Origin of the sequence: Bauldia sp. (assembly GCA_037200845.1) — a bacterium.
Lineage (GTDB): Bacteria > Pseudomonadota > Alphaproteobacteria > Rhizobiales > Kaistiaceae > DASZQY01.
On record JBBCGQ010000001.1, the window covers coordinates 3,065,526 to 3,088,515 of the forward strand.

Consider the following 22,990-nt stretch of genomic DNA (forward strand, 5'->3'; position numbering starts at 1 on the left):
CGTCCGTATCCCGGAAGGTCATGGTCATGAAGAACCGCATGTGGGGCGGCCGGTTTGCCGAAGGCCCCGATGCCGTCATGGAAGAGATCAACGCGTCGATCGATTTCGACCGCGAGCTCTTCCGCCAGGACATTGCCGGCTCGAGGGCCCACGCCCGCATGCTTGCCAAACAGGGCATCATCGCGGCGGACGATGCCGACAAGATCGACGCCGGTCTAGACACGATCCTGCGAGAAATCGAAGCGGGGAAGTTCAAGTTTTCCCGCGCCCTGGAGGACATCCACCTCAACATAGAGTCGCGCCTTGCCGAGTTGATCGGCCCGGCGGCCGGACGGCTGCACACCGCGCGCTCGCGCAACGATCAGGTCGCGACCGACCTCAAGCTGTGGGTGCGCGACGCCATCGACACGACCGACGCCGCGCTCGCCGCGCTGCAGGAGGCGCTGGCGACCAAAGCGATGGACGCCGCGACCATGGTCATGCCCGGCTTCACGCACCTGCAGGTCGCCCAGCCGGTGACACTCGGCCATCACCTGCTCGCCTACGTCGAGATGCTGGCGCGCGACCGCGGCCGCTTCGCCGACGCGCGCACGCGCCTGAACGAGATGCCGCTCGGCGCCGCCGCGCTCGCCGGCACGTCTTTCCCGATCGACCGCGACATGACGGCCGAAGCGCTCGGCTTCGACCGCCCGGCGGCAAATTCGCTCGATGCCGTCTCCGACCGCGACTTCGTCGTCGAGGCGCTCGCCGCCGCGAGCCTCACCGCGATCCATCTCTCGCGCTTCGCCGAGGAGATCGTCATCTGGTCGTCGGCGCAGTTCAACTTCATCAAGCTGAGCGACAAGTTCAGCACCGGCTCCTCGATCATGCCGCAGAAGCGCAACCCCGACGCCGCCGAATTGGTGCGCGCCAAGTCCGGCCGCATCGTCGGCGACCTCACCGGCATGCTGGTCGTGCTGAAGGGCCTGCCGCTCGCCTATGCCAAGGACATGCAGGAGGACAAGGAGCCGACCTTCGACGCCTTCGCCTCGCTGCTGCTGGCGATCCGGGCCACGGCCGGCATGGTCATCGACATGACGCCCAACCAGAGCGTCATGAAAAAGGCCGCCAGCGCCGGCTACGCCACCGCCACCGACCTCGCCGACTGGCTGGTGCAGAATCTCGACATGCCCTTCCGCCAGGCCCACGAGGTCACCGGCCGCATCGTCTCGGCAGCCGAGAAGCGGCAGGTGCTGCTCGAAAAACTGCCGATAGCCGAGATGCAGGTGATCGAGCCCCGGATCACCACCGATGTCTACGGCGTGCTGGGCGCCCGCCAGTCCGTCAAAAGCCGCACCAGCTACGGCGGCACGGCGCCGGAAAACGTCCGCCGCGAGGCCCGGCGCTGGCTGAAGCGGCTGGCCAAAGAAGCCGCGCCCAAAGCCGCCACTTGAGGCTTCCCGCGCGCCACCGGAATGGTATGGTGCCCGGCGAGTTTGAGCTTGGGGGTGCGCCCGTGGCGCCGGAAAATCGCGGATTGCTGGCCCGTATCGTTGTCGTCGGCCTCGTCGTGGCCGCCGTCGGCCTCGCCGGCTGCGGCCGCAAGGGCGCGCTCGAAGCGCCGCCCGGCATGGCGCTGAAGGCCGCCAACGCCGGCGAGCCCCAGTTGCCGCCCGACGGGAAAGCGAAACCGGACAAGAAGTTCGTCCTCGACCCGCTTATCCAGTAAACCGGCACTTACACCCGTGAATCACTTCCACTACCGCGCCGGCGTGCTCCACGCCGAAGACGTGCCCCTGCCCGAAATCGCCGATGCGGTGGGCACGCCGTTCTATTGCTATTCCACGGCGACGCTCAGCCGTCATTATCGCGTGTTCACCGAGGCGCTCGCCGGGCTCGATACGCTGGTCTGCTACGCCGCGAAGGCGAACTCCAACCAGTCGGTGATCGCGACCTTCGTCAAGGAGGGCGCCGGCATCGACGTCGTCTCCGAGGGCGAGCTCCGCCGTGCGCTCGCCGCCGGCGCGCCGCCCGACCGCATCGTCTTCTCCGGCGTCGCCAAGACGGCGCGTGAAATCGCCTTCGCGCTCGATACCGGCATCCTCTGCTTCAACGTCGAGTCGGAGCCGGAGCTGGAGCGCATCTCCGAGATCGCCGCCGCCAAGGGCGCCACCGCCGCGATCGCCATCCGCATCAACCCCGACGTCGACGCCAGGACCCACGCCAAGATCACCACCGGCAAGGCCGAGAACAAGTTCGGCATCCCCTACGCCCGCGCCCGCGACGTCTACGCCCGCGCGGCCGAGTTGCCCGGCATCCGCATCTCCGGCGTAGACATGCACATCGGCAGCCAGATCACCGACCTCGCGCCCTTCGACGCCGCTTACGGCCTCCTCGCCGACCTCGTCCGCGACCTGCGCGCCGAGGGCCACGAGATTGATCACGTCGACGCCGGCGGCGGCCTCGGCATTCCCTACCGCCTCGACGATCCGCCGCCGCCCGACCCCAAGGCCTACGCCGAAATCATCCGCCGCCGCCTCGGCAACCTCGGCGCCCGCATCTTGTTCGAGCCCGGCCGCCTGTTCGTCGGCAACGCCGGCATCCTCGTTGCCGAGGTCGTCTACGTGAAGCGGGGCGGCGCCAAGACCTTCGTCATCGTCGACGCCGGCATGAACGATCTCATCCGCCCGACGCTGTACGAAGCCTGGCACGACATCCGCCCGGTCACTGACCCCGAAGACAAGGCGAAGACCGTCGTCGCGGACGTCGTCGGCGGCATCTGCGAGACCGGCGACTACCTCGCGCTCGGCCGCACGATCGCCGCGGTGGAATCGGGCGACCTGATCGCGGTGATGACCGCCGGCGCCTACGGCGCGGTGCAGGGCTCGACCTACAACTCAAAGACACTGGCGCCGGAGATCCTGGTCAACGGCGACAAGTGGGCCGTGGTCCGCCCGCGCCAAAGCTACGACGACCTGATCGGGCTGGACCGCGTCGCGCCGTGGCTGACGTAGCTCCCCTCTCCCTTTGTGGGAGAGGGCTCCGCCTCTTGAGAGCGAAGCGAACTAGAGGCGAAGGGTGAGGGGGCACTGGCGGAGACGGAAAAAAGCGCGAGGAGCGCCCCCTCACCCTCTTTCTCTAGTCTCGCTTCGCTCGCCAAGAGAAAGCGCCCTCTCCCACAAGAGGAGAGGGAAGGAGGCCCGGCCTCCCCCAATCGTGATCCACACCCCCGCCTGACGCCTCGCTTTCCCCCGACTCTGTGTTAGCTTTCCCTCGGGCGGGGGCGAAGACGGATTGGCGATGACCGATTCCGATCAAGGCCGGATACCCTCAGGCGCGGAGGCGGATGCGCGCATCCGCATCGACCGCGCCGTCGGCCGCGCGCGCCTCAACCTGATCTGGGAAGCCGTCTGGCCGCGCGTCGCGCCGATCGTCGCGCTCGCCGGCCTGTTCGCCGCGCTGTCGTGGTTCGGCCTCTGGCGCCTCACCTCGACGCCGGCGCGCTACGCCATCCTCGCCGCCTTCGCGCTGGCGCTCATCTACTACGTCGTCCGCCTCGTCCGCTTCGCGTGGCCGACGCGCGCTGCCGCCTTCGCCCGCGTCGAGCAGGCGACCGGCGCACCGCATCGCCCGGCGACGTCTTTTTCCGACACCATGGCGACCGGAACCGGCGACCCGATGGCCGAGGCGCTGTGGCTGGCGCACCGCCGGCGCCTGCTCGCCGCCATGGATCGCCTGCGCGCCGGCGTGCCCGCGCCGCGCCTGACGCACCGCGATCCGCTAGCGCTCCGTTTCCTGGTGCTGCTTCTCGCCGTTGTCGGCTTCTTCGTCGCCGGCGGCGAACGCCTAGATCGCATCGGCGAAGCCTTCCAGGACGGCGAGCCGGCGGCCGCCACCGTCGCCCGCATCGATGCCTGGGTGACGCCGCCGGCCTACACCGGCCGCCCGCCGATATTCCTCACCGGCGACGCCGCCAAGCCCAGCGGCACCGAATACGCCGTGCCGACCGGCAGCATCGTGACGGTCCGCACCGGCGGCAGCCACGACCTCGACGTCCTCGCCGCCAACGCCAGGATCGCGCCGACCGTCGCCGCCAAGACGGCGACCGCCGACGGCGCCGAGCCGCCGCTGGAGCATCAGGTGAAGCTCACCGCCGCGACCAGCGTCGAGGTGAAGAAGGGCAGCCGCGAGATCTCCGCCTGGCGCTTCACCGTCCAGCCCGACAATCCGCCGGCGATCGCGCTCGTCGGCGAGCCGAAGGTCGCCGAGAGCGGCGCGCTCCATCTCACTTATTCGCTGGAGGACGACTACGGCGTCGTCACCGCCTTCGGCGAGTTCGCGCCCGGCGATAGCGACAAGAGCGCCGCCGGCGTCCGCCCGCTCTACGAGGCGCCGGCCCTGCCCCTGTCGCTGCCGCAACTGCGCACGCGCAAGGGCCAGGGCGACACGACACGCGACCTCACCGCTCACCCGTGGGCCGGCGCCAAGGTCAAGCTGACGCTGGTTGCCCGCGACGAGGCCGGGCAGGAAGGCCGCAGCGCGCCGATCGAGGTGACGCTACCCTCACGCAAGTTCGTCAATCCCCTCGCCCGCGCCGTGGTCGAGCAGCGCGGCCGCCTGGCGCTCGACGCCAACGCGCAGGATGGCGTCGCCGACGCGCTCGACGCGCTGACCATGGCGCCCGAGGATCACATGCAGTCGAAAGACTACCTGATGATGCGGAGCGCCTATCACCGGCTGGTCGATGCGCGCAGCGACGACGAACTCCGCGGCGTCGTCGATTATCTCTGGACCATCGCGCTGGGTCTCGAGGATCAGGGCGCCTCGCTCGCCGCCGAGCAACTGCGCGCCGCGCAAGACGCGCTGCGGAAGGCATTGGAGAACAACGCCTCCGACGAGGAGATCGCCAAGCTGACGCAAGAACTGCGAGACGCGATGCAGAAATTCCTGCAGGCGCTCGCCGAGCAGGCGCAGAAGAATCCGAACGTCGCGCAGTTGCCGCCGAACGCCGACATCCAGCAGCTCCGCGCGCAGGACCTCGAGCGCATGCTCGACCAGATCGAGAATCTGTCGAAGACCGGCGCCAAGGATGCCGCCCGCCAGTTGCTCAGCCAGTTGCAGAACATGCTGGAGAACCTGCAGGCCGGCCAGCCGCAGCAGGGCGACCAGGGCCAGCAGCAGGCGATGGAGAATCTCAATCAGCTCGGCGACATGATCCGCCGGCAGGAAAGTCTGATGAACCAGACCTTCCGCGCCCAACGCGGCCAGTCGCCGGACGGCAAGCCGATGACGCCGGAAGAGATGCAGCAGGCGCTGAAGGACCTGCAGGCCCAGCAGCAGGCATTGGGCGACCAGCTCCAGAAGCTGATGGAGCAGATGCAGGGCCAGGGCATGGACCCGGGCAGCAAGCTCGGCCAGGCCGGCGAATCGATGGGCCGCGCCGGCGATGCGCTCGGCGCCGGGCGTCCCGGCAGCGCCGTCGGCGAGCAGAGTTCCGCCCTCGATGCGCTACGTCAGGGGGCTCAAGGGCTCGCCCAGCAACTGGCGCAGCAGCAGGGTCAGGGCGGACAGGGCGGGCGCGGCATGCGCACCGGCAACAGCGATACGCCGAACTCGGATCCGCTGGGCCGGCCGCGCCGCACCACCGGCGCCGACCTCGGCTCGACCGTCAAGGTTCCCGACGAGATCGATACCCAGCGCGCGCGCGAGATCCTCGACGCGATTCGCCAGCGGCTCGGCGATGCCTACCGGCCAGAGCTGGAACGCGACTACCTCGAACGCCTGCTCGAGCCCTTCTAGGCGGTTTGTCCTCGACCACGCCGACATACGGCAGCTCGCGGAACGCATGCGCCACGTCCATGCCGTAGCCGACGACGAAAAGATCAGGCACGACGAAGCCGACGTGCTCGGCTTTCATCGGCTGCGCCAGCTTGCCCGGCTTCTCGAGCAGCACCGCGACGCCGACCCGCCGCGCCCCGCGCTTCAGCATCAGCTTCTTGGCGAACGACAGCGTCCGCCCGGATTCGAGGATGTCGTCGATGAGCAGCACGTCGCGCCCGGCGACGTCGCTTTCCACGTCGCGCGTCAGCGTTACCTTGCCGGTCGACACCGTCCCGGTCTTGTAGCTCGATAGCGAGATGAACTCGACCTCCGGCGCCAGCCCGGCATCGTGCAGCGCGCGGATGAGATCGGCGGCGAACACGAAGCTGCCCTTGAGCACCGACACGACCAGCAGGTTTTCATAACCGGCGGCGGCGATCTCGGCGGCGAGCGTCAGATTGCGGGCAGCAATCGCCTCAGCGTCAAACAGGACGCGGAGCGTCCGGCCCCTCACCTTCGGCATCAGATCCCTTCGCGGGCTGCGAGATCGAGGGTGACTTGTGCCGCATCCGGTGGGGGAGAAGCAAGCGCGCTGCGAAAGCCAATCGACTTGCCGGGCCCGAGTCCCGCAACCGCAGGTTCGACCAGCCACGACGACACCGGATCGCCCGACGGCGAGCGCAGCGTGATGCGGATGGCGGGCAAGGCAATGTCGGTGGCTGAACGGTTGACGATCTCGCCCTCGACCACGAGCGTGCTGCCGTTCCGGAGGTGCAGCGTCTCGCTGTGGATGCTGGTGAATTCCAGCGCCGAAACTTCGTCCGGCAATCCGCCCGGCAGCGCCGCGAGGATGGGCGAGCGGAGCAGCACAATCGCCACCAGCGCGCCGAGCACCGTGGCGCCGATCTTCCAGCCGCGCCAGTCGCGCTTCGGCGGCGCCGGGGCCGCCGGCACCGGCAACCGCGTGCGCTTCGCCGACCGCCCGAAACCCGGCCCGACGTGCTCGATCACCAGCGCATCGACGATGTCGCTGGCGTCCATCCGCTCGATCGGCTTCCGCGCATAGGGATCGGCGTCGAACACCCGCGCCAGCCAGCGCGTCCCGCAAGCCTTGCAGCGCACCATCGCCCCGTCGGCACCGACATCTTCGGCGGAAAGCGGCGCGATGGTCGCGCACTGGGGGCAGCGAACGGTCATGTCCGGCAAGGTAGGGGGTGATTGGTTAACGGGGTGGTAACTCCCCGCCCTTCCGCTTTCCCCGCGTAGGCGGGGATCCAGGAGCCTCGACACACCCAATCCGGAATTGGGACCTGGATCCCCGCCTTCGCGGGGAAAGCGGAAGATGCGCCGGACGCGGGTAACTTCGAGGGCATGCCCATGGCGAGGAATGCCCCGCCCTTGCCTTGATCCCGTGGTGATCGTTAACAGAGGCTTAGCCGGCCGCGGACGAGAGTCCGGCTCAGCCTAAGGGCGGGACGTGAGGCAACAGACTTGATCCGCTTTGAGAACGTCGGCCTGCGCTACGGGGTGGGCCCCGAGGTGCTGCGCGACCTCTCCTTCGAGATCGGGCCGAAGTCGTTCCAGTTCCTGACCGGACCGTCGGGCGCCGGCAAGACGTCGCTGATCCGCCTGTTCTTCCTGGCGCTCCGCCCGACGCGCGGCCTCATCTCGGTCTTCGGCCGCGAGGTCTCCGGCATCGCGAAATCCGAGATGCCGGCCTTCCGCCGCCGCATCGGCGTTGTCTTCCAGGATTTCCGCCTGCTCGATCACCTGACCACGTTCGAGAACGTCGCGCTGCCCTTTCGCGTTCTCGGCCGCGAGGAGCCGTCCTACCGCGCCGACGTGATTGACCTGCTCCGCTGGGTCGGCCTCGGCGACCGCATGCACGCCTTCCCGCCAATTCTTTCCGGCGGCGAGAAGCAGCGCGCCGCGATCGCCCGCGCCCTCATCACCAAGCCCGAAATCCTGCTCGCCGATGAGCCGACCGGCAACGTCGACCCGCCGCTCGCCAAGCGGCTGATGCGTCTGTTCATCGAGTTGAACAAGCTCGGCACCTCGGTCGTCATCGCGACTCACGACATCAACCTGATGAATCAGTTCGAGGCCCGCCGCCTCGTCCTCGAGGACGGGCGGTTGACGATCTATGACTGACACCGAGCTCGCCCACAAAATTCAGGTCGCGAGTTTCCGCCGCCAGGCGCGGCAGGGAACCTCGAAGCCGAACCAGCTCGTGCCCGCCGGCACCGTCGCCGGCAACGCGCTCACCGTCGTCATCGCCATCATGAGCTTCCTCGCCTGCCTGACGCTGGGCGCCGTGACACTGGTCCGCGACGCCTCGCGCGACTGGCAGCTCGACATCCAGCGCGAGGTGACCATCCAGGTCCGCCCCATCGACGGCGTCGATCTCGACACCGAATCCGCCAAGGCCGCCGCCCTCGCCCGCCAGACGGCCGGCGTCTCCGGCGTCGAGGTGCTGAGCGCCAAGGAAAATGCCGCGCTGCTCGAGCCGTGGCTGGGCGCCGGCCTCGACCTCACCGACCTGCCCATCCCCCGCCTCGTCGTCGTCCGCCTATCCGACCAGAACGCGGTGAACCTCACCGACCTCGCCGCCCGCCTCCAGATGCAGGTGCGCGGCGCCTCCCTCGACGATCACCGCGCCTGGGCCTCGCGTCTCCAATCGATGGCCAACGCCACCGTCATCGCCGGCCTCGGCATCCTGTCGCTGGTCTTCGTCGCCACGGTTCTGTCCGTCGTCTTCGCCACGCGCGGCGCCATGGCGGCGAACGGCGTCGTCGTCTCCGTGCTCCATCTCTGCGGCGCCGAGGATGGCTTCATCGCGCGCGAGTTTCAGCGTCACTTCCTGCTGCTCGGATTGCGCGGCGGCATGATCGGCGCGGCCATCGCCGGCGTGCTTTTCGCGCTCCTGAGTTTCCTCATCGCGCCCTCGATGCGCGGCACCGACACCGACCAGGTCTCCGCCCTCTTCGGCCATTTCGCCGTCGGCCCGATCGGCTACTTCGGCGCCCTCGGCATTGCGTTCCTGGTAGCCGTGATGACGGCGCTGACCTCGCGTCTCACCGTCTATCAGCACCTCGCCGATGGTGATTGAGGTGCCTTACAACCTCCGCATTAGCCCGGAACTACACAAGCGATGACCGATGTTGTACGGGATCGCAAAGACGACGCGGCCGGCGCGAGGGCGCCGGAAAATCTGGATTCGCCGATGCGCGGTTTCGCCAGGCTGACACGCGGCATTCTGCTCCTCGCCGGGGCGGTCGCGGTCGCGCTTGTCGTCGGCTTCATCGCCTTTGCGGTCGGCATCGCCGGCGCCGCGCCGCCCGCCGATCCCCACGCCGAGGGCATCGTCGTCTTGACCGGCGGCAGCGCCCGCATCGACGGCGCCCTCCGCCTGCTTGCCGACCATCGCGCCTCGCGCCTGCTCATCTCCGGCGTCAATCCCGCCGTCGGCACCGAGGCGATCGCCGGCACGCTCGACACCGACCTCGACGCGGTGCTCGCCTGCTGCGTCGACCTCGGCCACACCGCGCGCGACACCATCGGCAACGCCACCGAGACGCGCGACTGGGCCGCCGGCCACCGCTACACGTCGCTGATCGTCGTCACCAGCGCCTACCACATGCCGCGCTCGCTGGCCGAATTGCATGACGCCATGCCGCAGGTGAAGCTGATCGCCTACCCGGTCTCCAATCCCGAGCTGCACCTCGCCGAATGGTGGGGCAATTCCGAAGCCTTCGGCCTGCTCGTGCGCGAGTACGGCAAGTACCTGCTCACCGCCGCGCGCCTCGCCATCGCGCCGTCGCCGGCCGCGCCGACCAGCCTGGCCGGCACCTGATGATCGTCGTCCGCTCGCTCCTCTTCCAGATCGCGTTTTACGTCGTGACCGCGATCATGCTGATCGCCAGCGCGCCGATATTCATCTTCGGCTCGCAAGAAGCCGGCATGGGCGTCGTCCGCAACTGGGCGCGGGTGTGCACCTTCCTGCACGCCAAGATCGCCGGCGGCGCACTGGAACTGCGCGGCGTCGAGAATCTGCCGAAAGGCGCGGCGCTGGTCGCCTCGAAGCATCAGTCGGCGTTCGAGACGTTCGCGCTGATCCCGCTCTTGCGTAATCCGACCATCGTCATGAAGCAGTCGATACGCGGCTACCCGATCTTCGGCCCGTACACGGTGAAGACCGGCATGATCCACGTCGACCGCGAGGGCAAGACCGCGGCGCTGCGGGCGCTCTCCGATCGCGCCCGCGAGGAGGCTGCCAAGGAGCGCGAGATCATCATCTTTCCGGAAGGCACGCGCCGCCCCCCCGATGCCCCGCCCGACTACCAGACCGGCGTCGCGCTCCTCTACCGGACGCTGAACATCCCGGTCGTGCCGGTCGCGCTGAATTCCGGCGTCGTCTGGCCGCGTAACAGCTTCCTCCACTATCCCGGCAAGATCGTCATCGAATTTCTGCCCGCGATCCCGCCGGGCCTCGACTCGCGCGCCTTTCTGACGCGCCTGCAGGACAGCATCGAGACCGCCTCCCGCCGTCTCGTCGCCGAAGGCCGCGCCGCGCGGAAGGCGTCCTGAGAGGCGTCGTCCTCTGACTCGATTACGTCAAAATCCGACTCTTTTTTCGGCGCGATTTCATGAGATCACTTGCCTGCCAACAACAAATGTTCTATGTTTGTTCTCATGATCGCCGTGCTCCCGCCGCTCCTCTCCGCCACGTCCCCGAAGGCACCCCAGACGGTGGGGCTCGGCGACCGCTTTCACTATTTCCGCGGGCTCTCCGGCCGCCGTTACCTCTTCTCCGCGGTCGGCCGTGAAGAACTCGCGGATTTCCGCTCCGCCGTCGTGATCTTCGCCCGCCGCACCGCCGACGGCCGCCTTTCCGCGCACTGGATGACGGTGCTGGACAGCTTCGGCCGCCCCATGGCCGGCGATCGCCGCTGGCCGCCGCTGCCGGGCGCCAACGAGATCGTGCTGGTCCATCTCCTGTCCGAGACGGATCGCGCCCGCCGCGACGTCGTCGCGGACCTGACGCCGCCACCGGTCGAGGTCGCCCTAGCCGCCTAGCGCATCCGCCAGCCACTCCAGCGTCGGGTCGTGGATGCCGACGCTGCGCATATGGCGGACCGTGGCGATGACGTAATCGACGTTGTTGCCCGATTTGCCGACTGCACCTTTCACGATCTCCAGCAGCTTTTCCCGCGGCAGGTTGCCCGCGTACTGCTCGTGCGTACGGTCGACGACATAGGCGATCGCATCGACGGTTTTCGCCTGGCCGATGAGATGCACCGGCCGCACCGCCTCGCGATAGACGTCAGTGACCAGTTCGCGCTCGCGCAGATACGCCAGCACGCCCTCGCGCTTGTCGCCGGCGACACGATAGGCAACGCCGCGGCACGCCCCGCCGCGATCGAGCCCGAGCACCAGACCGGGCCGCTGCTGCGTCCCGCGATGGACCCACGAATAGATGCACAGCGCGCGATGCGCGCCGGCCAGCCGCGCCGGCGCCGCCTCGACATGATCGAAGCCCGGTCGCCACATCAGCGAGCCGTAGCCAAACACCCAGAAATCGGACATAGGAAGCGCGGGTCAAAAGAGCGTAAGCGGGCATCGGCCTAACAGGGCCTCGAGGCGCGTGCAAATCGGAGACGTGAGTTCATGGGACGACGGGGAACGGGCTGGCTCGTCGGCGTGATCGTGCTGCTAGGTTTGCTCTGGGTCGGCTACTGGTACGCCGCCCACTACGCCGCCGAGACCGCGATTGCCCGCGCCGGCGCGCGCGGCATCGCCTGCGGCAGCGTCGACCTCAGCGGCTTCCCGCTCCAGCTCGACCTGCGCTGCGACAAGGCCACCTACGCCGGCGCGAACAGCGCCGCCACCGGCGCCATCGCCGGCTTCACGGCCCACGCGCCGCTCTACCAGCCGGGCCAGATCAACGCCAAGCTCGAGGCGCCGCTGACGCTGAACGTGCCGGGCCGCAACCTTGCCGTGACCGCGAACTGGACGGCCGGCAGCGCGACCGGCGGCGCCGGCTTCTCCGGCCTCAATGCCGCGAGCGCCGCCTTCACCACGCTGAAGGTCGAAAGCAGCGGCGGCCTGCCGATCGCGTCGGCGACCGCCGACTCCGCCAGCGGCGCGATCTCGCCCGCCGACGGCAGCTCGTACAATCTGGCGAGCAGCATCCGGCATCTGCTGGTGACGCCGACCGACGCCGCCGCCTATCCGCAGCTCGACCTCGACCTCGCCGCCACCGCCCACAACGTCGGCGCCCTCGGCGTCGATCCGCAGCGCGCGATCGTGGCGTGGCTGCGCGGCACGCCCGAGCTCGACATCAGCAGCCTCCGCCTCGCCGCGCAGGACGCGGTGATCGCCGCGAGCGGCACGCTGTCGCTGTCGAAGGACGGCCTGCTCAACGGCTCGATCCTGCTGCGCTACAACAACATCGACGCCCTCGCCAACCTGGTCGAGACGCTGCACCCGGGCGCCAAGGAAAAATACGCCGTCGCGTTCCAGGGCATCGCCGGAATGAGCAAGAAGGTCGACACGACCGACGGCCCGATGCTGCAGACGGCGCTGACCTTCACCGACGGGTTGATCTGGCTGACGGTGATCCCGCTGCCGGTGACACCGATCCCGCCGATTCGTTTTTAGGTCGCGCGGGGGAGAGACACCCCTCCCCAAAACCGCGATGCGGTTTTGGCCCTCCCACAAGGGGAGGGCTCAAGCGGAGTTTGTTGGAGCGTGGTGTTTCAACAAGGATGAACCCTCCCCTTGTGGGAGGGTCAAAACGCCAAAGGCGTTTTGGGGAGGGGTGTGCCTCAACAAGCGTCGCCGCACGCTGCTTCCACGCTCTACCCCGACTTCCCATCCTTCCCATGCGGCCGCCCGAAATCCGCTGCGCCGGTTTCCTGCCCTGCCGCGATGATGCCGCGGCGGATGGCGCGCGTCCGCGTGAACAGATCGAACAGCTTGTCGCCGTCGCCCCAGCGGATCGCGCGCTGCAGCGCGGTCAGGTCCTCCGTGAAGCGGCCGAGCATCTCGAGCACCGCCTCGCGATTGTTGAGGAAAACGTCGCGCCACATCGTCGGATCCGACGCCGCGATGCGCGTGAAGTCGCGGAAGCCGCCGGCGGAAAACTTCATCACCTCGCTCTGCGTGACGCTTTCCAGATCCGCCGCCGTGCCGACGATGTTGTAGGCGATGAGATGCGGCACATGACTGGTGATCGCCAGCACCAGATCGTGATGCTCCGGGTTCATCGTCTCGACGTTGGCGCCGAGCCCGCGCCAGAACGCCGCGAGCTTCTCGACCGCGGCGGGATCGGTCCCCTCCGGCGGCGTCAGGATGGTCCAGCGATTGTCGAACAGCGCGGCAAAGGCGGCGTCCGGCCCGGAATATTCCGTGCCCGCGACCGGATGCGCCGGCACAAAATGCACACCGCTCGGCACATGCGGCTTCATCGCCGCGACCACCGCCGCCTTGACCGAGCCGACGTCGGAGATGATCGCACCGCGCTTCAGTTTCCCCGCGATCGCCGCGGTCACCGCGCCGACCGCGCCGACCGGGATCGACAGGATCACGCAGTCCGCATCGCGCACGGCTTCCGCCGGATCGGCGTAATAACTGTCGCCGAGATTGAGTTCGCGCGCCCGCGCCAATGTCTCGGGCGTCCGCGTCGAGATCGCGATATGCCCGACCAGCTTGCCGCGCCGCGCCGCCAGCGCGATCGACCCGCCGATGAGGCCGATGCCGATCAGCGCCAGCTTCGGAAAGATCGGATCGCTCACGGCTTCTTGCCCAGAAAATCCGCGAGCGCCGCGATCGTCGTCTCGTTGGCCTCGTCCGAGCCTATGGTCATGCGGAGCGCATTCGCCAGCCCGTATGCCTCCATCCGCCTGAGCACGACGCCGCGCTTCGACAGGAATGCGTCGGCGTCGGGCGCCCGCTTGCCCGCGGTCTCAGGAAAATGGATCAGCACGAAATTCCCGACGCTCGGCGTCACCTTCAGCCCGAGCTTCGTCAGCGCCTCCGTGACCTTCGGCAGCCACGTATCGTTGTGCGCTGCCGCGCGGTCGAGATGCGCGCGGTCGCCGAGCGCCGCAACGCCCGCTGCGATCGCGGACGACGAAAGATTGAACGGCCCGCGGATGCGGTTGAGCGCATCGATCGCATGGGCCGGCCCGTAAGCCCAGCCGATGCGCAGGCCGGCGAGCCCGTAAATCTTGGAGAACGTGCGCACCATCACGACGTTCTCCGCCGTGCCGGCGAGTTCGATCCCGCTCTCGTAATCGTTCCGCCGCACGTACTCGGCGTAGGCCGCATCGAGCACAAGCAGCACGTCTGCCGGCAGCGCGGCATGCAGCCGCCGCACCTCGGCGAACGGCAGGTAGGTTCCGGTCGGATTGTTCGGGTTGGCGAGGAAGACGACGCGCGTCTTGGGCGTCACCTTCGCCAGCATCGCATCGACGTCGGCGGTCAGGTCCTTCTCGGGCGCCACCACCGGCGTCCCGCCCGCCGCCCGGGTCGCGATCGGGTAGACCAGAAATCCGTGCTGCGAGTAGACCGCCTCGTCGCCCGGTCCGATGTAGGCGTGCGCGATGAGATTCAATATCTCGTCCGACCCGGCCCCGCAGATGATGCGCGCCGGGTTGAGCCCGTACGCCGCGCCGATCGCCTCGCGGAGCGCCGTCGCGCCGCCGTCGGGATATCGCTCCAGCGAATCGGCGCCCGCCTTGTAGGCCGCGATCGCCGCAGGGCTGGGGCCGAGCGGCGTCTCGTTCGACGACAGCTTGTGCACCTTGCCGCTGCCGCTCGCGGAAGATTTGCCGGGCACATATGGATCGATGTCGAGCACGCCGGGGCGTGGTGTCGGCCGCGTCATCGCACGATCTCCTCATAGAACGCGGTCGCCCGCCCGTCGGCGGTGACGCCGCGCGCGAAGCCGCCGACCGGCGACAGCGCCCGCACCGCAACGCCGGCCGCGACGAACCGCGCATTGAGGTCGGCAAGGTCGACCGGATTGGCGACCGCCACCAGCGCATCGTTCTCCGCAAGTTCCAGCAGCTCGACGCCGTCGATGCTTTTCACCGGCCCGTCCACCGTGATCGCCACGACGCCGATGTCGAACGGCGTGGGATCCGCGAGCGGCGGCGAAATGACAAAGGCCGGCAGATCGGCCGGCCTTTGCTGTGCCGCGATGAACGGCAGGAGCGCCATGATCTTCGGCGTATCGACGCCGACGAGGCCGCGCCACCACGCGCCGCGTGCGGCGCGCGAAATTATGCCGAGGTCGTTCGCGCCGGCCACGGCCGCAACCACCGCCGCGGCATTCGCCACCGGCTTCAGCTCCACCGAGAAACCGAACACGAAACGCGCCACGTCGCGCATCCGCTCGCCGTCGATCGACGTGTCGATGGCGACGCCGAACGGCGCCTGCATGCGCGTGAAGGTCGTGATGATCTCGCGCCAGATGTGCTCGACGGTGGCGAGCGGCAGAGCGCCGGAATGGCGCGCCGAAATCCGCCGCATCATGTCGGCCTCGCGCATCGGCCGGAAGGCGGCGCCCGGCCGGCTGGTGCCCTTCGTCTTGATCAATGAATCGATAACCGTGCCGCGCTCGACAAGCAGGCGGTGCATCTCGGCATCGATGGCATCGATCCTGCCGCGGAGCTTGGCAAGCGCACGCGGATCGCCTTCGCCGGTATCGGTCATGTGTCGCTTCATTCTCGCCACCCGGCAGGGCGCCGGGCGGGCGCGATTAATAGGCAACGAAAGGCTGGAAATCAAAGAAAACATTGACACTTAGCCAAGCGGCCCATAGCAAATCGGCCACTTCCGGAAAGCGCCAAACATGGCCAACGACACTGACACGGGCACGACCAGGCGGAACGTCGGCAGCCGCTCGCAGTTTGCTGCGAGCGAGGCCGACAACCCGCAGAGCCTGGTTGCGCGCTTCGGCGCCGACAAGCCGCTGCGCCTGGATTCCGGCGCGGTGCTCACCGACTACCAGATCGCCTACCAGACCTACGGCGCGCTGAACGCCGACAAATCCAACGCCATCCTCGTTTGCCATGCGCTGACCGGCGACCAGCACGTCGCCAACACCAACCCGGTCACCGGCAAGCCCGGCTGGTGGGACGCCATGGTCGGCTCCGGCAAGCCGATCGACACCGACCGCTACTTCGTCATCTGCTCGAACGTGCTGGGCGGCTGCCTCGGCACCACCGGCCCGGCCTCGACGAATCCCGAGACCGATCGCGTCTACGGCCTTGAACTTCCGGTCATCACGGTGCGCGACATGGTGCGCGCCCAGGCGATGCTGGTCGATCACCTCGGCATCAGGCAGTTGTTCTGCGTCGCCGGCGGCTCGCTCGGCGGCATGCAGGTGCTGCAATGGGCGGCGGCCTACCCGGAACGCGTCTTCGCCGCGCTGCCGCTCGCCACCGGTGCGCGCCATTCCTCGCAGAACATCGCCTTCCACGAGGTCGGCCGCCAGGCCGTGATGGCCGATCCCGACTGGCGCGGCGGCCGCTATTTCGAATTCGGCGTCAGCCCGCGCAAGGGCCTCGCCGTCGCGCGCATGGCCGCGCACATCACGTACCTGTCGGAGGAGGCGCTGCACCGCAAGTTCGGCCGCAACCTGCAGGACCGCGAGGCGCCGACTTTCGGCTTCGACGCCGATTTCCAGATCGAATCGTACCTGCGCTACCAGGGCCTGGCCTTCGTCGACCGCTTCGATGCCAACTCGTATCTCTACATGACGCGCGCGATGGACTACTTCGACCTCGCCGCCGACTACGGCGGCCGGCTGGCGAACGCCTTCCTCGGCACGAAAACGCGCTTCTGCGTCGCCTCGTTCACGTCGGACTGGCTGTTCCCGACCATCGAGAACAAGGCCGTGGTGCGCGCGCTGAATGCCGGCGGCGCCTCGGTCTCGTTCGTCGAGATCGAGACCGACCGCGGCCACGACGCTTTCCTGCTCGACGAGCCGGTGCTGTTCGCTACCGTCCGCGGCTTCCTCTCCGCCGCGGCCGAAGCGCGGGGGCTCAAATGAACGCCCATCCGACCGACGCCGTCGTCGCCGCCGCAAGCCGCGTCGACCTCCTCGCCATCTCCAATCTCGTCACCGCCGGCGCCCGCGTCCTCGACATCGGCTGCGGCGACGGCCAGTTGCTCAAGCTGCTGGAAGCCACCCGCGGCGTCGATGGCCGCGGCATCGAGATCAGCCAGAAGGGCGTCAACGAATGCGTCGCCCGCGGCCTGTCGGTCGTGCAGGGCGACGCCGACTCCGATCTCGTCGACTACCCCGACGACGCCTTCGACTTCGTCATCCTGTCGCAGACGCTGCAGGCCACCTACCGCCCGCGCGTCGTCGTCGAGCAGATGCTGCGCATCGGCCGCAAGGTCATCGTCTCATTCCCGAATTTCGGTAACTGGCGTGTCCGCGCCGCGCTGGGCTTCACCGGCCGGATGCCGGTGACCAGGAACCTGCCGTACTCGTGGTACGACACGCCCAACATCCACTTCTGCACGATCCGCGATTTCGTCAGTCTCTGCCACGAGGTCGGCGCCACGATCGAGCAGCAGATGGTGCTGCGCCAGGAAGGCGCCGAGAGCGTGCCGTTCAATGCGCTGTGGTTCTGGAACCTGTTCGGCCAGCAGGCGGTGTTCCTGCTCCGCCGTTAGCTGAACGCGATCCGCATCCCGCCGACCGGCAGACCGCTGATCTCCGTGCTCCAACTTTCACCGGCGTAGCAGCGGAACGCCTGCGTCAGCGTTCCCGTAGTCACGATCTCGCCCGGCTTCAGCCGCTCGCCGTCGATCGCGCCCAGACCTGTCACGAAATGCCCAAGGGCAACCAGCGGCCCGTCCAGCGCATTGCGGCCGACGCCGCGATCCATCTCGACGCCGTTCCGGTAGATGACGACCTCGACGTCGCCGGTCGCCGCAACCCAATCGCGATCGCCGTCCAGCGGCATCAGCGGACCATGGAAATAGCGTCCGTGCAGCGAACCGGCGGCGATGGAGTCCGCCGCGGTTCCCTTCCAGTCGCGGAAGATGGAGGTCACGATCTCGAAGCCGTGTCCAACGCGATCGATGCACCCGACAAGGTCCGCCGGGCGCATCCCGGGCTCCGGCGAACGCGCGATGCGCACGACGATTTCCGGCTCGATGCGCGGCTCGGCGATCGCGGCAAGCGAACAATGCGCAGTCGCGCCGGCCGGGACTTCGGTCACCGTCGAATCGTACATGCGGCCGAAGATCGGCTGCATCACGCCGTACTGCTTCTGTATGGCGCGGTTGGTGTACCCGATCTTCCACCCCACCGGCCGCTCGCCGCGCCGGACGCGAGCCGCGAAGACCTCCGCCGACACGCGACAGGCCGCCGCCACATCGAACGGCGCGTCGGAATCGCTGATCCGGTCGATCGTCGCTCCGGCATCATGCGCCTGCAGCACCCGCGCCGCGATCGTGCCGATGTCCGCCATCGTCACGCCCCCGGCGGAATGAGCGCCGGGGTCATCACCGGCCTCAGCCTGCCGCGCGCCGGCGCTCGCGCCGGTATGCCCTGATAGAGTTGCTTCGTCGCCTCGACGATCAGCACCCCGGCAAACGCCGGCCACAGGATGCGGCCGACGCGTTCCCATCCCGCGCCGCTGCGGATCCACGAGCGATGCCGGAAGGGCGGCACCGCCAGCGCCTCGGTCCAGCCGAGCGGCGAGAACATCGCATCGCGGAGCAGCATGGTGAGCTGCGTGCGCCCGAAAGGCCGCCCGGTGCCGAACGGCGTCGCCTCCGATCGCGCCCAGATGCCGCGCCGGTTGGGCACCACGAGCAGCACGCGCCCGCCCGGCGCCAGCACGCGCCAGATCTCGCGGAGCTGGTTGCGCTCCTCCGCCGCCGTCTCGAGGCTGTGGACGACCAGCACCCGGTCGATCGAAGCATCGGGCAGCGGCAGCTCGTCGTCGGCGACCAGCGCCGTCGCGTTCGGCCCCTCGCGCGGCCAGTTCACCACCCCCTGCGTCGCCGGCATGAAGGCCAGCACCCGCTCCGCCCCCTCGCCGAGGTTGCGAAGGTACGGCGTCGCATAGCCGAGCCCGAGCAGGCTTTCGCCGGCCAACGACGGCCAGCGTTCCTTGAGCCGCGCCCCGATCAGGCGGCGCGCCACCAGGCCGAGGCGCTCGCTGTAGAAGGCGCGAAGGTCGACGACGTCGAGATACATGGCCGGCAGAGTACATCAGGCGGGTAGCCGGACGCGACTGCGGATGCTAGGTCACCGCCCATGGGCCTGATCATCGAGCAGTTCATCTGCCGCCACGACAATTTCGGCGTCCTCATCCACGACGAGGAATCCGGGCTGACCGCGGCCATCGACGCGCCCGACGCGGCGCCGATCGAGGCCAGGCTCCGCGACAACAACTGGCACCTTGCCCAGATCTTCGTCACCCACCACCACGCCGACCACACCGACGGCATCGCCGCCCTCAAGGCCGACCACGGCTGCACGGTCACCGCCCCGGCGCGCGAGGCATCGAAGATCCCGCACGTCGACAATACGGTCGCCGCCGGCGACAAGCTCCAGTTCGGTGCGCTGACTATCGACGTGCTGGAAACCCCCGGCCACACGCTCGGCCATGTCTCCTATGTCATCCCGGCGGAGACCGTCGCCTTCGTCGCCGATACGCTGTTTTCGGTCGGCTGCGGCCGCGTCATCGAGGGCACCATGGAGATGATGTGGGCCTCGCTGCAGAAGCTCGCCGCCCTGCCCGAGGACACCGCCATCTACTGCGGCCACGAATACACCGAGGCCAACGTCCGCTTTGCCCTCACCATCGAGCCTGACAATCCGGCGCTCATCGCCCGCGCCGCCGAGGTGAAGGCGCTCCGCGCCGCCGGCAAGGTCACGCTGCCCACCACCATCGGCCGCGAGAAGCAGACCAACCCGTTTCTGCGCGCCGACGATCCCGGCGTCCGCGCCCGCCTCGAAATGCGCGATGCGCCGGCGGCTGCCGTATTCGGCGAAATCCGCAAGCGGAAAGACAGCTTCAAGTAGCCGCAGCCCGCCGCCTTAAGCCTATCCGAACGGAGAGGCTACTTTACCGCCGGAAAACGGGAAAGAATGTGGACCCGCACCCGCGGCAGAGCTTAAGCTTGCGGGAACATTGGACACACCAGACGTACCGGGCTGTCATTTTCGCCCGGGGAGCACGATGGCCGAACTGATCAAGAGCGTATTGCTCGTCGACTACGAAAGCGTCCAGCGAAGCCTCGTTGGGACCGTCGGCGAGACCCGTCTCGCCGAGCGCTCGGCAGCGTGGCTGGCGGCGCTCGAGGCCGGCCGCCTCGGGCCTGACGTCAAGCGCACGCTGATGGTCAAGCGCTGCTACGTGACGCCCAGCGTGCGCGGCAAGCCGCGCGATCTGCTCATCGCCGCCGGCTTCGACATGGTCGACGCGGTCGATGCCGGGGCGCGCAGCTCCGCCGATCTCCACATGGCGATGGACACCATCGACGCGCTCGCCAAGCCGGAGGGCTACCAGGAGTTCATCCTCCTCTCCGCCGCCGCCGAGCTGGCGCCGCTGCTCTCCCGCCTCAAGGCCAACAAACGCGTCACCGTCATCTACGCCGACCCGGCGACGCCCGCCGGCGACCGCCAGTTGGCCGACGCCATCATCGAGACTTCCGATCTCGTCCGTGTCCTCACCGGCGAGCCGACGCCGGTCGGCGAGATCAGCGTGCCGGCGGGAGCGTCCAGCCCGCGCGCCGACATCGAGGCCTTCGCCCGCCGCATCCACGCCGCGACCAGCATCCCGCTATTCTCGCCGAAGACCTTCGCCGAGCTGTTCCGCCAGCTCACCGAGGAAATCGCCGCCAACGGCTATCACTTCCAGACCACGGCGCGGAACGTCGCCGACCGCATGGTCGCCGGCGGCCGCAACGTCACGCGCCGCCAGGTCGTCTTCATCGTCAAGGGACTGGCGCTGAAGGGCCACGTCTTCTCGACAAGCGACACCGCCGACAAGCTCGCCGAAGTCTTCCGCGAGCAGGCGCACTACCTCATCACCAACGCCGGCATCACGCTCAACCAGCACGAGGAAGACCTGCTGACCGCGTGGTTCCTGAGCCGCCCGCCCACGGCCGCGCCGCCTCTGGCGCCCGCTTCCGGCGCTCCGCCGCCGCAGCCGGCCGCCGCCGCGCCGCCCACTCCGCCGGCCCCCCCGACTGTCCCCGAAGCATCGTCGGACGCGAAGGCAACCATCGCCGAGACCATCGAGCGGGAGGTGGCGAAGGCCGTCGCCCGCCAGCCGCCGCAGGCCGAACGTGTGCCGATCAGGCCGCCGCAGCCGCAGCAGCCTCAGGCCCAGCCGCCTCGGCCGAACGCGACCAATCAGCAGAAGACGCCGCAGGTGAAGGTCGAGATGCCGAAGTCGGCCGCGCGTCCCCCGCCCTTGCCGTCGGCGCGCGAGGAGGCCAAGGCCGTCATCGCCGCGCGCATCGCCGGCGCGGCGCGCATGAAGCCCGCCGGCACGCGGACGCCGATCCCGGCGAAGCCGGCGCCGAAGGCCCCCGCCCCGCCGGCCGAGCCCGAGCCGGAGCCGGTCGCCAACGAGGCCGCCGCCCCGCTGCCCGCCGACGGCCCGAAAAGCGACGCGCTGGAAAATTCGATCCTCGCCGCGATCGCGGAAGCGGTCGACGTGCTGGTCGAGGATTCCGGCGACGAGGACGAGCACGCGCCGGAACCGCTGCCTCCGCCGCCCCGCGAACCGCAGGGAAAGAAGCGCGCCAACCAGTCCGCGCCGCCTCCCCCGCGCCAACCCGACCCGGAACCGCCTTCCCCGCCCGAGGCGGAGGAAGACATCGGCGAGAGCAACGACATCGGCGACCAGATCCAGCGGATCATCGCGTCGTACAACCGCAACCGCTCGGACGAGTAGCGTCGGGCGCTCGAATGAGCAGGGGCGAGCCGGGAGAGGCATACCCCTCGTGCCGTCGAAAAGAGAGCGCCGGCTGAGGCACCCCTCCACAAGGGGAGGGCTCAGGTGGAGTTTGTTGAAGCTCGGCGTTCCAACAAGGATGAACCCTCCCCTTGTGGGAGGGTCAAACGGCCAAAGGCCGTTTGGGGAGGGGTGTCTCTCAGCAAAGCACTGACGACCGACGTCAGGAAACGCCTCGCCCCACCAGCTCATCCCCGCGAAAGCGGCGATCCGGTGTGAACCAATAGCCGAGGATACCTGCTGAGACTCCTGGGTCCCCGCATTCGCGGGGTAGAGCGGGCGAGGCAGAGAAGATGCAGCCGGCCAAGAGCCCGGGGATGCCTCAGACCCAGGACGCCTCAGACCGGAGTTGCCTCACCCGTTCGCGATATACTGCGCCCCGTTCATCGACAGCACCGCCCCGGTCATGAACGCCGCCGCATCCGATGTGAGATACACGACCAGCGAGGCGATCTCCTCGGCCTTGCCGAGGCGTCCCAGCGGGATCTGCGCCACGATCGCGTCCACCACCTTCGGCGGCATGCCGGCGACCATGTCGGTGTCGATGTAGCCCGGGCAGATCGCGTTGACCGTGATGCCCTTCTTCACGTTCTCCAGCGCGAGCGCCTTGGTGAAGCCGATGATGCCGGCCTTGGCGGCGGAATAATTCGCTTGGCCCGCCTGTCCCTTCTGCCCGTTGATCGAGGAAATGTTGACGATCCGCCCGTGGCCGCGGTCGCGCATCCCTTCGATCACCGGCCGCGTCATCGCGAACATCGAGTCCAGGTTGGTACGGATCACCGCCGACCACTGGTCGTAGGTCATGCGGTGGAACATGCCGTCGCGTGTGATGCCGGCGTTGTTGACGAGAATATCGACCGGCCCGAGTTCGGCCGCGACCTTCGCCACGCCATCAGCCGAAGCGGCGACGTCGGCGACGTCCCACTTGTAGACCGCGACGCCGGTCTCGGCCTTGAACTTCGCCGCCGCCTCGTCGTTGCCATGATAGGTCGCCGCGACCGAATTGCCCGCCGCCTTCAGCCCCTTCGCGATCGCCGCGCCGATGCCGCGCGTTCCCCCCGTAACGATCGCGACCGCCATGACGCCTGCTTCCCCCACGTGATTGTTCTTCGCTGGATACAATCACGCCGTCATGTGCCGCAAAAGCGGCGGACGCCAAATCGACCCGAACTTTCGTTGCTGCAGTG

Annotated in this window: 22 protein-coding genes and 1 pseudogene; 14 read left to right on the plus strand and 9 right to left on the minus strand. The window is 68.5% G+C overall.

The genetic code is table 11. The features are described 5' to 3' along the window. Positions 1–26 precede the first annotated feature (26 nt). From argH to WDM94_15380, 4 genes are all read left to right on the plus strand, one after another. Positions 27–1,433: an argininosuccinate lyase gene (gene argH, locus WDM94_15365; GenBank protein MEJ0013954.1), complete on the plus strand. Its 1,407-nt coding sequence runs from the start codon at positions 27–29 to the stop codon at positions 1,431–1,433. A gap of 83 nt (positions 1,434–1,516) precedes the next feature. Further along, positions 1,517–1,708: a lipoprotein gene (locus WDM94_15370; protein ID MEJ0013955.1), complete on the plus strand. Its 192-nt coding sequence runs from the start codon at positions 1,517–1,519 to the stop codon at positions 1,706–1,708. Between the two features lie 16 nt (positions 1,709–1,724). Next, complete coding sequence (gene lysA / locus WDM94_15375) at positions 1,725–2,993, plus strand: diaminopimelate decarboxylase (GenBank protein ID MEJ0013956.1); 1,269 nt, start codon at positions 1,725–1,727, stop codon at positions 2,991–2,993. A 286-nt stretch (positions 2,994–3,279) separates the two neighbouring features. Then, positions 3,280–5,778 carry a TIGR02302 family protein gene (locus WDM94_15380; GenBank protein MEJ0013957.1) on the plus strand — a complete coding sequence of 833 codons (2,499 nt, stop codon included), beginning with the start codon at positions 3,280–3,282 and terminating at the stop codon, positions 5,776–5,778. A gap of 10 nt (positions 5,779–5,788) precedes the next feature. Here the strand turns inward: WDM94_15380 and hpt are convergent. Together hpt and WDM94_15390 are read right to left on the minus strand one after the other, a co-directional pair. Then, a pseudogene (gene hpt, locus WDM94_15385) lies at positions 5,789–6,322 on the minus strand (hypoxanthine phosphoribosyltransferase). Then, on the minus strand, positions 6,322–6,996 hold the full coding sequence (locus WDM94_15390; GenBank protein MEJ0013958.1) for a DUF3426 domain-containing protein: 675 nt from the start codon (positions 6,994–6,996) through the stop codon (positions 6,322–6,324). Before WDM94_15390 ends, hpt begins: the two are co-directional and overlap by 1 nt. 294 nt (positions 6,997–7,290) lie before the next feature. Here WDM94_15390 and ftsE point away from each other — a divergent pair, with 294 nt between their 5' ends. The 5 genes from ftsE (at position 7,291) to WDM94_15415 (ending at position 10,875) form a co-directional block, all read left to right on the plus strand. Continuing rightward, positions 7,291–7,950 carry a cell division ATP-binding protein FtsE gene (ftsE, locus tag WDM94_15395; protein ID MEJ0013959.1) on the plus strand — a complete coding sequence of 220 codons (660 nt, stop codon included), beginning with the start codon at positions 7,291–7,293 and terminating at the stop codon, positions 7,948–7,950. Continuing rightward, positions 7,943–8,908, plus strand: coding sequence for an ABC transporter permease (locus WDM94_15400; GenBank protein ID MEJ0013960.1), 966 nt, complete (start codon positions 7,943–7,945; stop codon positions 8,906–8,908). The genes ftsE and WDM94_15400 overlap by 8 nt, the downstream gene beginning before the upstream one ends. A 114-nt stretch (positions 8,909–9,022) precedes the next feature. Next, positions 9,023–9,652 (plus strand): YdcF family protein, encoded by a 630-nt coding sequence (locus WDM94_15405; protein MEJ0013961.1) that lies wholly within the window; start codon positions 9,023–9,025, stop codon positions 9,650–9,652. Then, a complete protein-coding gene (locus WDM94_15410) occupies positions 9,652–10,386 on the plus strand; it encodes a 1-acyl-sn-glycerol-3-phosphate acyltransferase (protein ID MEJ0013962.1) in 735 nt (244 codons plus the stop codon). The genes WDM94_15405 and WDM94_15410 overlap by 1 nt, the downstream gene beginning before the upstream one ends. Before the next feature lie 105 nt (positions 10,387–10,491). Continuing rightward, positions 10,492–10,875 (plus strand): hypothetical protein, encoded by a 384-nt coding sequence (locus tag WDM94_15415; protein MEJ0013963.1) that lies wholly within the window; start codon positions 10,492–10,494, stop codon positions 10,873–10,875. Here the strand turns inward: WDM94_15415 and WDM94_15420 are convergent. Continuing rightward, positions 10,864–11,385, minus strand: coding sequence for a gamma-glutamylcyclotransferase (locus WDM94_15420; protein MEJ0013964.1), 522 nt, complete (start codon positions 11,383–11,385; stop codon positions 10,864–10,866). The genes WDM94_15415 and WDM94_15420 overlap by 12 nt on opposite strands. 81 nt (positions 11,386–11,466) lie before the next feature. On the opposite strand from WDM94_15420, the gene WDM94_15425 reads away from it, so the two are divergent. Continuing rightward, positions 11,467–12,459, plus strand: coding sequence for a DUF2125 domain-containing protein (locus WDM94_15425; GenBank protein MEJ0013965.1), 993 nt, complete (start codon positions 11,467–11,469; stop codon positions 12,457–12,459). 200 nt (positions 12,460–12,659) lie between these two features. On the opposite strand, the gene WDM94_15430 is transcribed toward WDM94_15425, so the two are convergent. Genes WDM94_15430 through WDM94_15440 form a run of 3 tightly spaced genes read right to left on the minus strand, consistent with a single transcriptional unit; the run spans position 12,660 to position 15,519 of the window. Further along, positions 12,660–13,595: a prephenate/arogenate dehydrogenase family protein gene (locus tag WDM94_15430; GenBank protein MEJ0013966.1), complete on the minus strand. Its 936-nt coding sequence runs from the start codon at positions 13,593–13,595 to the stop codon at positions 12,660–12,662. After that, positions 13,592–14,689 carry a histidinol-phosphate transaminase gene (gene hisC, locus WDM94_15435; protein MEJ0013967.1) on the minus strand — a complete coding sequence of 366 codons (1,098 nt, stop codon included), beginning with the start codon at positions 14,687–14,689 and terminating at the stop codon, positions 13,592–13,594. Before hisC ends, WDM94_15430 begins: the two co-directional genes overlap by 4 nt. Further along, a complete protein-coding gene (locus tag WDM94_15440; protein MEJ0013968.1) occupies positions 14,686–15,519 on the minus strand; it encodes a chorismate mutase in 834 nt (277 codons plus the stop codon). Before WDM94_15440 ends, hisC begins: the two co-directional genes overlap by 4 nt. A 139-nt stretch (positions 15,520–15,658) precedes the next feature. Here WDM94_15440 and WDM94_15445 point away from each other — a divergent pair, with 139 nt between their 5' ends. Then, the gene (locus WDM94_15445; GenBank protein MEJ0013969.1) at positions 15,659–16,861 is read left to right on the plus strand and encodes a homoserine O-acetyltransferase; all 1,203 of its coding nucleotides are present in this window, start codon (positions 15,659–15,661) and stop codon (positions 16,859–16,861) included. Then, positions 16,858–17,493 (plus strand): methionine biosynthesis protein MetW, encoded by a 636-nt coding sequence (gene metW, locus WDM94_15450; GenBank protein ID MEJ0013970.1) that lies wholly within the window; start codon positions 16,858–16,860, stop codon positions 17,491–17,493. Before WDM94_15445 ends, metW begins: the two co-directional genes overlap by 4 nt. Here metW and WDM94_15455 read toward each other — a convergent pair. Both WDM94_15455 and WDM94_15460 read right to left on the minus strand, forming a co-directional pair. Further along, a complete protein-coding gene (locus WDM94_15455) occupies positions 17,490–18,296 on the minus strand; it encodes a hydratase (protein ID MEJ0013971.1) in 807 nt (268 codons plus the stop codon). The genes metW and WDM94_15455 overlap by 4 nt on opposite strands. Before the next feature lie 2 nt (positions 18,297–18,298). After that, positions 18,299–19,030 carry a methyltransferase domain-containing protein gene (locus tag WDM94_15460; GenBank protein MEJ0013972.1) on the minus strand — a complete coding sequence of 244 codons (732 nt, stop codon included), beginning with the start codon at positions 19,028–19,030 and terminating at the stop codon, positions 18,299–18,301. Between the two features lie 60 nt (positions 19,031–19,090). Between WDM94_15460 and gloB the strand changes: the two genes are divergently transcribed. Together gloB and WDM94_15470 are read left to right on the plus strand one after the other, a co-directional pair. Then, positions 19,091–19,861, plus strand: coding sequence for a hydroxyacylglutathione hydrolase (gloB, locus tag WDM94_15465; GenBank protein MEJ0013973.1), 771 nt, complete (start codon positions 19,091–19,093; stop codon positions 19,859–19,861). A gap of 157 nt (positions 19,862–20,018) precedes the next feature. After that, a complete protein-coding gene (locus WDM94_15470; GenBank protein ID MEJ0013974.1) occupies positions 20,019–21,743 on the plus strand; it encodes an NYN domain-containing protein in 1,725 nt (574 codons plus the stop codon). Between the two features lie 414 nt (positions 21,744–22,157). Here WDM94_15470 and phbB read toward each other — a convergent pair whose 3' ends face one another. Further along, positions 22,158–22,883, minus strand: coding sequence for an acetoacetyl-CoA reductase (phbB, locus tag WDM94_15475; GenBank protein MEJ0013975.1), 726 nt, complete (start codon positions 22,881–22,883; stop codon positions 22,158–22,160). Between the last annotated feature and the right edge of the window lie 107 nt (positions 22,884–22,990).